At 58.1% G+C, this 10,390-nt stretch carries 8 protein-coding genes and 1 pseudogene; 3 read left to right on the forward strand and 6 right to left on the reverse strand.

Annotation, left to right across the window (positions count from 1 at the left end):
- Positions 1–8: 8 nt before the first annotated feature.
- Genes tssG through tssA form a run of 6 tightly spaced genes read right to left on the reverse strand, consistent with a single transcriptional unit; the run spans position 9 to position 6,783 of the window.
- Positions 9–1,013: a type VI secretion system baseplate subunit TssG gene (gene tssG, locus AC09SL_RS22955; RefSeq protein WP_058542664.1), complete on the reverse strand. Its 1,005-nt coding sequence runs from the start codon at positions 1,011–1,013 to the stop codon at positions 9–11.
- Positions 977–2,764 (reverse strand): type VI secretion system baseplate subunit TssF, encoded by a 1,788-nt coding sequence (gene tssF / locus AC09SL_RS22960; protein ID WP_058542665.1) that lies wholly within the window; start codon positions 2,762–2,764, stop codon positions 977–979. The genes tssG and tssF overlap by 37 nt, the downstream gene beginning before the upstream one ends.
- Before the next feature lie 6 nt (positions 2,765–2,770).
- Positions 2,771–3,181, reverse strand: coding sequence for a type VI secretion system baseplate subunit TssE (gene tssE / locus AC09SL_RS22965; protein WP_058542666.1), 411 nt, complete (start codon positions 3,179–3,181; stop codon positions 2,771–2,773).
- 8 nt (positions 3,182–3,189) lie between these two features.
- Positions 3,190–4,665, reverse strand: coding sequence for a type VI secretion system contractile sheath large subunit (gene tssC / locus AC09SL_RS22970; RefSeq protein WP_058542667.1), 1,476 nt, complete (start codon positions 4,663–4,665; stop codon positions 3,190–3,192).
- 25 nt (positions 4,666–4,690) lie between these two features.
- Complete coding sequence (tssB, locus tag AC09SL_RS22975; RefSeq protein ID WP_058542668.1) at positions 4,691–5,194, reverse strand: type VI secretion system contractile sheath small subunit; 504 nt, start codon at positions 5,192–5,194, stop codon at positions 4,691–4,693.
- A 32-nt stretch (positions 5,195–5,226) separates the two neighbouring features.
- Positions 5,227–6,783, reverse strand: coding sequence for a type VI secretion system protein TssA (gene tssA / locus AC09SL_RS22980; RefSeq protein ID WP_058542669.1), 1,557 nt, complete (start codon positions 6,781–6,783; stop codon positions 5,227–5,229).
- 428 nt (positions 6,784–7,211) lie between these two features.
- On the opposite strand from tssA, the gene AC09SL_RS22985 reads away from it, so the two are divergent.
- The 3 genes and pseudogenes from AC09SL_RS22985 to AC09SL_RS22995 all read left to right on the forward strand — a co-directional run.
- A complete protein-coding gene (locus AC09SL_RS22985; RefSeq protein ID WP_058542670.1) occupies positions 7,212–9,275 on the forward strand; it encodes a type VI secretion system Vgr family protein in 2,064 nt (687 codons plus the stop codon).
- Complete coding sequence (locus tag AC09SL_RS22990; RefSeq protein ID WP_058542671.1) at positions 9,272–10,126, forward strand: DUF4123 domain-containing protein; 855 nt, start codon at positions 9,272–9,274, stop codon at positions 10,124–10,126. Before AC09SL_RS22985 ends, AC09SL_RS22990 begins: the two co-directional genes overlap by 4 nt.
- Positions 10,123–10,390, forward strand: a pseudogene (locus tag AC09SL_RS22995) (hypothetical protein); the annotation flags it as partial. The gene AC09SL_RS22990 and the pseudogene AC09SL_RS22995, both read left to right, overlap by 4 nt.

The raw sequence follows: 10,390 nt of genomic DNA on the forward strand, positions 1-10,390 counted from the left end.
ATTCATTCCTAATGAATTTTGCTGCCGAGGGTCACCACGCCATCGGCGCGCTCGTGTCCCAACCAGCTGGTCCATCCCAGGCGGCAGGTATTCTGTTCCCCGATGCACAGCTCACGAATGTCCTGCCGGCGCAGGACCAGGCGAATGTCATATTCGAGGGGATCACGCAGGGTAAAGCGCACCAGCGAGCACAACGGCTGGTAACCGCTGCCGATAGGCAGGAATTCGTGAAAACGCTGCCAGTCCAGTTCGCTGATATGGATCCGGAACTTGCCGCTGCGGTCGCGCACTTGTTCACCCAGCACCAGGTCTTGGCTCAGCAGGCTATTGGCGCTTCCCAGGCGATTGCGCTGTTCCCCAAGGATCTCCACACGTCGCTCGATGCACTGCTCGAGGTTCAGTTCGGCATGCTTGAAGTAATAGCGCAGCACGGCCTCGATCAGAGCCGCCGAATGAGCACGAAGACTCAGCAGGCCCAAGTACGGCAGCAGACGTTTCCAGTTCAGTTGACTGGCCTTGCGAATGTCTTCGCCACCCAGGCCAATCAGCGCAAACAGCTGTTCGGAAAACGGGTCTTGCGCGCCGCTCTGAAAACTTGCGCAGTAACGATACTTGCGCCAGATCGGTAGCATCAGCCGTTGAAGACGGTGGTGAAAGACGTCGAGGAAGTCGCGCGTTGGATTGCCATCCTCCTCCCCCAGGGCCTGTTCACCATAGAACGCAGGTAGCGGCGACCCTCCCCCTACCAGGCTGATCAGGTTCATGCCCAGGCGCGCCCGCATCTGGCCGTGTTCTTCGAAAAACTCCACACGATCGATGTCACTGGCGGGGAACCCCAGGCTTGGGTTGGCCTGGAACTCCAGCCGGTCATACAACGCCTCATCATCCAGGTCTGGGTGAGCCTCGCGCAGCCGATCAACGACCAACAACACGGCCTGAAATAGCGAGTACTCGCGTATCCCTCGCGTCAGCACGCTTATAGAAGCGGTTGCTGGCCCATGCGGGGTGTCCATTGATAGACCTCTCCTTGTGTGCTGTTCACCCGCAGTTCGTGGTACGAATTGAGGCTGGCATAAAGCGCGAAGAATTCGTTGAGGACCGAAGCGAAGACGAACAGGTCGCCCTCGCCGATGTAACCCTGGGGGTCGATGGTCAGCTCGGTGCGCAAACCACGAACCGGCAAGCCTCGATGCAGGCGGTCGACATGCTGGTGCCTGATCGACTTGAGCCCGTCCAGCAAACGCTTGCTGACCTTCTCTGTCTGCTCGTCGTAGTAGCGCGGAAAATCATAGGTTTCGAGAATCACCTTGAGTGCATTGACGTCCGCCAGCGACAGGTAGTTGAGTGACATGTTGCTGATCAGCTTCCAGAGGACATCGCGATTGAGCGGGGGAGCGAAGCTCGAAGTGACCGGCCCGATGTTGCGGAAACTCAGCGACTCGGGGCTTTTTTCACCGGGCTGGTCGATGTCACCCGGCTTGAGCTGGCGCGGCAGGTTCTGGTTGGTGCACATCAACTCGATCGACAAGGTTTCATGGGGGTGAGTGTGCCGGACGCCGAAGCTCAGGCAGGTATCCAGGCCACCGTGCAGCAATGAAGGGCGCTGGCGAACGCTGTAGTAGGGTCGGCTGTGGGGCACATCGAAGCTTGAATCGTGCTCGAAGGATTCGAACGGCACATAGGCCTGATAACCCAGGCCGCCCGGGTTCCAGCCAGTGACGCTTTCGACCGAGAACACGCCGCAGTGCTCCTGGTCATAATCGGCCGGCAGCAACAGGTATTCGTCCTGTTTGCTGTCCAGGCGGATTGGCTGGCCGTCATGCTTGAACAGATTGACGATCGGCGTGCAGTACAGCTTTATGTTATCCAGTGTCGGACGCATCGGCTGGATACCGCTTTTACCGATATCGAAGCGCAGTTCCAGGCCTCGCATCTGTTCGACGCTGCTGGGGGGCGCAGTCTTGATCACGTCCAGGCCATTGACGTCGACGAACAGGAACTTGTCCTGGAAAGCGAAATATTCCTGCAGGTAGCGATAGCCGCGAAAGGTATTCAGCGGATACGGGATCAGCGCTTCCTCTTCGGCAAACCCTACTGGCTGGACGCGATCGGCTGGGATCCTGAACATCATGGGGCTGCCATCTGCAGCCCTTAGGGCCCCGCCGGCAGCGTCCAGCGGGATCAGCTCGATACCTTCAAGGTTGTGCAAAAGGCTGAGATAGAGCATCTGGCTGATGTAACGCTCGCCGGTCAAGTGCAGACGCAATTGGCTCAGTTGCAGTTCGCCCAAATGACCGTCGCAACACATTTCCAGGCGCAGGCTCAACAGCGACCCTTCCCCTTTCACTGAATAACTCAACCTGGTCAGATCAAGTGCCAGCACCTCGGTTGGGTAGCACGTCAGGAAACGGCAACGCACCTGCTGCACAGGTTTGCTTTCGACTGGTGTATCACGTTCCACTCGCAGTGCCGGGCCGGACCGCTGCAGCGGATCGAACTGCAAGATGCTGAAGGCCGGCAGCGGCCGCATGTAGTTTGGCCACAACAGTTGCATCAGCGAATGGCTCAGCTCCGGCAATTGGTCATCGAGCTTCTGGCGCAGCCGCCCGGTCAGGAATGCAAACCCCTCCAGCAGCCGCTCCACATCCGGGTCCCGTCCGGGCTGCCCCAGAAAGGGGGCCAACGCCGGGTTACGCTCAGCGAAACGTCGACCCAGCTGGCGGAGCGCCGTCAGCTCGCTCTGGTAGTAATGATTGAACGACATGTATGGCTATCCTTGTCTGACCTTGACCTGACCGCTGGCGTCCAGGCACGCGGAAAAACTGACCTGCCGCCTGATCCCCTCCACATCCAGCAACGCATCGATGCTGAAGGACAGGCGAAGCTGATCGGCATGACCGGGCATTGAAACGACACAGACATTCCTGAGGCGTGGCTCGTAGGCCTTGATGAAGGTCTCGATCGCCTTGCGGGCCTGGCTCCCCGCGTCGTGCAGGCTCAGGCGCATGTCATTGAGATCCGGTAGCCCATAATCGGCTAGCGTCTGCACGCTACCCGCCCGGGTGCTGAGCATCCTGGCCAGATGCGCAGCCACCGATGTCACGACACACACCTCGCGGCTCAAACCCGCGCGCTTTTCTGAATCACCGGCCAGGCGTTCGAAAAGGCTGCCATAAGTCATGAGCGCGCCTACGCCTTGTCCAGCTTGCCAACCAGGGACAGCGTGAAATCGGCCCCCATGTACTTGAAGTGAGGCCGTACGTTCAGGCCTACGCGATACCAGCCCGGCTCACCTTCCACGTCGCTGACAACGATCTTCGCTGCACGCAGCGGACGGCGGCCACGCACTTCGGCGCTCGGGTTCTCCTGGTCGGCCACGTACTGGCGGATCCAGTTGTTGAGCTCTCGCTCCAGGTCCGTGCGCTCTTTCCATGACCCCAATTGCTCGCGCTGCAGGACCTTCAAGTAGTGAGCCAGCCGATTGACGATCATCATGTAGGGCAACTGAGTGCCAAGCTTGTAGTTCAGCTCTGCATGCTTGTCCTCGGCGCCGTTACCAAAGAACTTCGGCTTCTGCACGGAACTGGCGGAGAAGAACGCGGCGTTGTCGCTGCCTTTGCGCATGGTTAGGGAGATGAAGCCTTCCTCGGCCAATTCGTATTCGCGTCGGTCGGACACCAACACTTCGGTCGGGATCTTGGTTTCAATCTCACCCATGCTTTCGAAGTGATGTAACGGCAGGTCTTCAACCGCGCCACCGCTTTGAGGACCGACGATGTTCGGGCACCAGCGGAATTTGGCAAAGCTGTCGGTCAGCCTTGTACCGAACGCATATGCCGTGTTGCCCCACAGGTAGTGCTCGTGGTTGTTGGAAACTGTTTCCTTGTAGACGAATGACTTGACCGGGTTCTCTTGCGGATCGTAGGGGGTGCGCAACAGGAAGCGCGGTACGGTCAAACCAAAATAGCGAGCATCTTCCGATTGACGGAAGCTTTGCCACTTGGCGAATTGCGGACCTTCGAAGTGGTCTTTCAGGTCCTTGAGGTCCGGCAGGCCGGTGAAGCTTTCCAGGCCAAAGAACTTCGGACCGGCCGCTGCGATGAACGGCGCATGGGACATGCAGGCGACACTGGACACGTACTGCATCAATTTCACGTCCGGCGAGCTTGGCGACATGAAGTAGTTGGCGATGACCGCCCCTACCGGCTGCCCACCGAACTGACCGTATTCAGCGGTGTAGATATGCTTGTACAGGCCCGACTGCATGACTTCTGGCGAATCCTCGAAGTCGTCCAGCAAATCGTTCTTGGAAACGTTGAGCATTTCTATCTTGATGTTTTCGCGGAAGTCGGTGCGATCCACCAGCAACTGCAAACCGCGCCATGCCGACTCCAAGGCCTGGAATTGCGGGTGGTGGAGGATTTCGTCCACCTGGCGACTGAGCTTGGCATCGATCTCGGCGATCATGCGGTCAACCATGGCTTTCTTGACTGGCTCGCCGCTGTTTTGCGGCTTGAGCAACTCTTCGATGAACGCAGAGACGCCTCGCCTGGCAATGTCGTAGGCGTCATCGTCCGGGGTCAGGCGAGTCTGGGCGATGATGCTCTCAAGAATGCTGTAATCGGCGTTGTCCTGGCTTTGCTGCTGTACGGCATGGGTACTCATGTTTCGGCTTCCTTGGCTGAAAGAATCAAGCGCTCTTCGCTGTGGTGTTCAGACCCAGCTCATCCAATACGCGGCGGCGGGAATCGTCATTGCCGAGTACACCTTCGATGGCCTTGCGAAACGCTGGCGCGTTACCCAATGGCCCTTTGAGCGCCATCAGGGCGTCGCGCAGCTCCATCAGCTTGCTGAGCTCCGGCACTTGCTCGACCAGGCTCGCCGGGTTGAAATCCTTCATCGAGTTCACACGCAGCTGTACAGCCAACTCTTGCGTTTCACTTTCCTCCTGGAGACGATTCGGTACGCTCAGGGTCAGGTTCAGCTCTTGCTTGGCCAACACTTCGTCGAAGGTCATCTTGTCGATGCCAATCGGCTTGCGGTCCTCGATCTTGCGTTCATCCCTGCGGTGGGTGTAATCACCGATCGCCAATAGTTTCAACGGCAGTTCAATTTCTTCCTGGGCACCGCCGGTGGCAGGTTTGAAGGTGACGTTGATGCGTTCCTTGGGGGCGATCGAGCCTTCTTTGGCCATGACTTTCTCCTTACGATTTTGGACCCGGAGGTCTATTCAATGACCCGTTCCAGGTCGAGGTGACACAACCTGCGATAGGTCTCTTCCTTGCACTCGCGTACGACGTGGTTCTGAGGCAATAACTCGCAGCAGTTGTGCAACAAATGCAGTACCTGCAACTCCAGGCTGGGCTCCCAGGTATTCAAGCCTGCGTGTTGCAGCGTTCGATCGAGGGCTTCCAGCTGGACTTTGGCGAGTTCGTACTTCCTCGCCGAGAAGCACAAGCGAGCCATCGCGAAGCGCCAGAGAAAACAATCGCGTGCCCCAAAAGCGTTTTGCATGCCTTGCCTGAGTAACTGGACGGCGGGTTTGAGGCCATCCTTGGGCAGGATCGACTGGGCCTCTTCCAGCGTCAGCTCCCAAGGCGCATCGTTGTGGGCGGTATCGATTTCTGGCGCCATGCCGGGGTTTTGCAGGTGAGGCATGACCTGGGACGCGATCCAGGCGCGGGTGGCGGGATCGGCGAACGGCGCACCGTCATGCCAACGCAACTCGATGATGCCCGGCAGGCGTTGGATGAATAGCGCGAAATGGACCTCCACTTCACGCATGGCCAACTCGGCGTTCAACCCTTGCAGGCACTCCCAGGCAAGCCTCTGGCCATCGAACCAGAAGGGTGCCTTCGCCAGGCTGGCCTCGATCTCCACCAGCAGGTTCGCGTAATCATCCTGGTGGAGACGGTCCTGGTAAGCCTTGAGTTTGTCCGCCGGCAGTCCACGCAACTGCGTGATCTGCTCGGCATTGCGCTCGGGCATGGTGTCAATGTTCAGCCACGTCAAAGTTCGATTCAGGCGCAGGGCCCGAACGTCGGTTGCTTTTTGTTTGAGCCACCAGATGCATAACGGCCCCGCGCTTTCCTGCTGGGCGCGCAGGGCCTTGTAGGCTTCTTTTTCGTTTTCGATCGGAGCGCCGGGCGTGAGCAGTTGGGTGGCAACTTGCTTCACTTGGGCCACGACCGTCCCAATGGCACCCGCCTGCGGCAGGTTGTCTGCGGCACGCTGGATCATCGTGTTGAGGCGCCGACACAATGGGAGCAGCAGAGGCGCGTCATCACCCAGGTGGGCGGTGCAAGCGGTATCGAGTCCTTCGAGTTGTTCCGTCAGATGGCGGAACAGCGGCAACTGCTCCTTGATCGCAACGTCATCGCCCAACGCCTGCTCCAGGCGAGGCAACAACCAATTGATGGCGGCGGCACGGGTTCGATTTTTAGCCGGATGAATGTCAGGCCAATGGTTTTTACACAACTGGTGCAAAAGACAGAGACCTGCCAGCAACCCTTGGAAAGATTCACGCTGATACAGCGCCCAAACCAGCCAGGCCGCCACCCGCAAGTCCTTCGACTGGGTACGCAACAGCGCTTCACTTCCTTCACGGATCTTCAGCCAGTCGACCTGGCCGCTTTCGTGCATCGACTGGGCTTTGCCCAGCTCGCTTTCCAACGCCTCGTATTCATTCGAAAAACGCACGTCCGCACCCGCAAAACCCTCTTTGGAGATGGGCGTTTTGGCGAGAGCCAGATAATGGGCGGACAGTTTTCCGGAATACGACATTCACGACCCCGTTAAGAAAATTCAGTTTGTGACATGGCAGTTTTGGCGACATGGTTATTCAAGGTAAATATTCGGTTTCACTTGTAGGAAGTTTCGCCAAATACAATCAAGCCCCCCAATAACTCACGCCGTCCCCTCCCAGCGGAACGCAGCGAAGAATGCCAAGGTTTTAAAAATAAAAAAGTAGGACTTTTCTTTTTTTTAAAAAAATTTACCCCATCCGAAACCTCAAAGCTGATTTTTTTCTGTCAATATCGAGCCTCCATCTAGCCAACTTAAAATCACTTCAAATTATTTCATTCTCAGTTCCTACTTGCCGCAAAGAGAACTCCTACATCCTTTTCTTTTTTTACGCGCCTCTGCGCGTTTCCTCATCAAGACTGCTTCAATGTGATCAGGAGTCAAAGCCAACGCCCAAGGACCCGCGAATGTTCCACACCCCTGATTTGTGCAACTTTCATCTCATCATTCCTGACCTCGAACATGACCTCCAAGTGATGGCCTTCGAAGGCTGCGAAGCCGTCAGCACGCCTTATTCGTTCGATATCGAGCTCGTCAGCGAACAAAGCGATATGGATTTGGAGTACTTGCTAAACCAGCAGGCATTTCTTGCATTCAACAAACAGGGGAGCGGTGTTCACGGGCTGATCTATCGTGTTGTACAAGGCGACACAGGCAAACGCTTGACGCATTACAAGATAAGACTGGTTCCACGATTGGCTTACTTGGAACACCGTACCAACCAGCGCATTTTCCAACACGTCAGTGTTGCGCAGATCATTACGTCGATCCTCAAGGAGCACGGCATTCTCACCGATGCCCATCGCTTCCAGTTGAGTGCAAGTTATTCGCCACGGGACTACTGCGTGCAGTATCGCGAATCCGACTTGCACTTCATCGAGCGCCTGTGTCACGAAGAAGGCCTGCATTATCACTTCCAGCACAGTCAGTCGGGCCATCATCTGGTATTTGGTGATGACCAGACCGTATTCCCCCGGCTTGAGCACCGCACCGTTTATAAACTCGGCAGCGGCATGGTTGACGACGAGCCGGTCATCCATCGATTTGGCCTGCGACTGGAGACCCGGACCAGCCGCGTCACGCGCCGTGATTACGATTTCGAGAAGACGACATTCCTACTGGAGACCAGCTGTCAGCCCGGCGTCGAAAAGATCCAACCAGACCTGGAGGCCTATGATTATCCGGGCGACTTTACCCAGGAAAAACGCGGCAGGTTATTGAGCCGGCGGGCCTTGGAACGTCATCGCGCCGACTACTGCCAGGCCGAAGGAAAGAGTGATCAGCCGGCACTGAGGACGGGGCACTTCCTGACATTGAGCGGGCACCCTCGCCAGGAATGGAATGATCTATGGCTCCTGACCGAAGTGCATCACGAAGGCAAACAACCGCAGGTGCTGGAGGAAATCACCCCCAGCGACACGGGCAGGACTGAAGATCACTTCAAGCAGGGCTATCGCAATCACTTCGTTGCCACGCCTTGGGATGCAATCTTTCGTTCGCAGCGGGTTTACCCAAAACCACGCGTATCGGGCAGCCAGACGGCGATCGTCACGGGGCCCAAGGGTGAAGAGATCCACTGCGACCCGTATGGCCGGGTCAAGGTCAGGTTTTTCTGGGATCGGGCGGGACACTTCGACGATGGCAGCAGCTGTTGGTTGCGAGTCGCCTCCAATTGGGCGGGCAACAGCTACGGGGGCGTGACCATCCCGCGGGTGGGCATGGAGGTGTTGGTGACCTTCATGGAAGGCGATCCCGACAAACCCCTGATCAGTGGATGCCTGACCAACAGCGCCAACGCTGTGCCCTACCCGTTGCCTGCGCACAAGACCCGCACCGTGTTTCGCTCTTGCAGCTCGCCGGGCAGCAAAGGTTTCAATGAGCTGCACCTGGAAGACCGCGCCGGTCAGGAGCTGATCTATCTACGGGCCCAGCGTGACATGCAACAGAAGATCGAAAACGACAGCCGACTGGAGATTGGCAACGAGCGGCGGGAGACCATCAGGGGCAACAGCATTACCGTTCTGCACGCCGAGGAACATCGGACCACCGCCGCCGATCGTACGGTCCAGGTCGAAGGCAATGACTACCTGCGCGTCGCCAACCGCCACACCCGTGTCGATCAGACACTGGCTGTCGAGGCCGGGCAGCAAATACATATCAAGGCAGGTGCCCATGTGGTCCTTGAAGCAGGCGCAACCCTCAGTTTGAAAGCCGGGGGCCAGCACATCCTGATCGACCACAGCGGTATCTACAGCAGCAGTGAAATCCAGCTCGGTGGCGCCCCCATGGCCGGCGCCACCGCTTCATCATTCACACCCGGTTTGACGGATCCCTTGGCGGCTCCAGCCCCAGTACTCGCCCCCACTCAACGCGCGCTGATAACAGCCAGCAAAGCAGCGGGATTGGACTTTTGTCCGATCTGCGAGGCCTGCCGCGAGGGTCTCTGCCCAACGGAAGTCGCCGCCGCATGACTCGCTCACTCCCCCATCAATGGTTGATCGAACAGCAACGCCTCGGCCATGCCCTGTGTCTCACCCTCGACTCAGAAAATGAGCGTCACACGCGCCAGGCATTGCTCAAGAACAGTCGTCCCGACCAGTACCTGAGCGTATACGGTCAAACACTGGTTGCTGACCTCGCTGACGCCGGCCCCTTTGTCTTCACCTTCGATCGGCCCGGCGACGAACACATCAATGAATTGCTCGACCGACCGGACAGCCACTGGGGGTGGCTTGCCAGCCTTCCCAAAGGGGAGCTGCCTACGCTGGTGGAGCACTGGCGTGAACGGCTGATCATCGGAGAACGCCCCCATCAGGCGTTGTACCGTTTCCATGACAACCGTGTCCTGGCCCGCGCGCTCAAACACCTGCCCGTTGAAGCCTATCCGGCCTACCTCGGGCCAGCGATAAGTGTCTGCTATTGGCAGGGCACTCGCTGGGCAAGCACCTACAACCCGGCCCCTGGGACATACCCGGTGCCCGATTCGCCTCTTTGGCTGCAGGTGCCTGTGGCCCCGCAGCAAGCGATGCAAACGCGCCTCCTCAATGCCCGTCGCTTCCTGTTGGCCGAGCATGTCCAAGCCTTCGCCACACTGGCCGAGCAACAGGACCCGGAGGCGTGGTTGCGTGCCACGCTCGATCAGGCCGAGGCCTGGCACTGGCAGGCGCCCGAACAGTTGGAGTTTTTACTGACCCAGCACCTGCAAGCACCCGCCCAGGCGCTGGCGCCGTACTGGCAAGTACGTTCAGCTGAAAGCCCCGACGAGCATTTTGAACGGGTGCGCCTGATGGCGGCGTTCTGGAAAGGGGATACGCCGCTATGAAATATGCCCTGCGCATTGCAAGTTTGAGCGGCCTGGCGATGACGGCAGGTTGCGCCAACACACAGCCGAACACGTTTATTTTTACGGCAGATTTACCGCCAGACTTTGCCTACCAGGCCGTTGCGGTGTACGTGCCCGCAAAAGGGCAGGCCTGCACCGTACCGGGCGGCAGAAATACAGAGGTCGGGTACAACCTGCAATGGCGGAAAAGTTACCAGCCGAATTCAGCAATAGACCTGTACAGAACCGTCAGCGGCTGCCCGT

It is taken from the genome of Pseudomonas sp. PF05, assembly GCF_056521845.1.

Bases quoted from the DNA above. Each gene is read 5' to 3' on its own strand.
- tssF (WP_058542665.1), bottom strand. From the start codon at position 2,764: ATGTCGTTCAATCATTACTACCAGAGCGAGCTGACGGCGCTCCGCCAG.
- AC09SL_RS22985 (WP_058542670.1), top strand. From the start codon at position 7,212: ATGTTCCACACCCCTGATTTGTGCAACTTTCATCTCATCATTCCTGAC.
- AC09SL_RS22990 (WP_058542671.1), top strand. From the start codon at position 9,272: ATGACTCGCTCACTCCCCCATCAATGGTTGATCGAACAGCAACGCCTC.
- tssB (WP_058542668.1), bottom strand. From the start codon at position 5,194: ATGGCCAAAGAAGGCTCGATCGCCCCCAAGGAACGCATCAACGTCACC.
- tssA (WP_058542669.1), bottom strand. From the start codon at position 6,783: ATGTCGTATTCCGGAAAACTGTCCGCCCATTATCTGGCTCTCGCCAAA.
- tssG (WP_058542664.1), bottom strand. From the start codon at position 1,013: ATGGACACCCCGCATGGGCCAGCAACCGCTTCTATAAGCGTGCTGACG.
- tssC (WP_058542667.1), bottom strand. From the start codon at position 4,665: ATGAGTACCCATGCCGTACAGCAGCAAAGCCAGGACAACGCCGATTAC.
- tssE (WP_058542666.1), bottom strand. From the start codon at position 3,181: ATGACTTATGGCAGCCTTTTCGAACGCCTGGCCGGTGATTCAGAAAAG.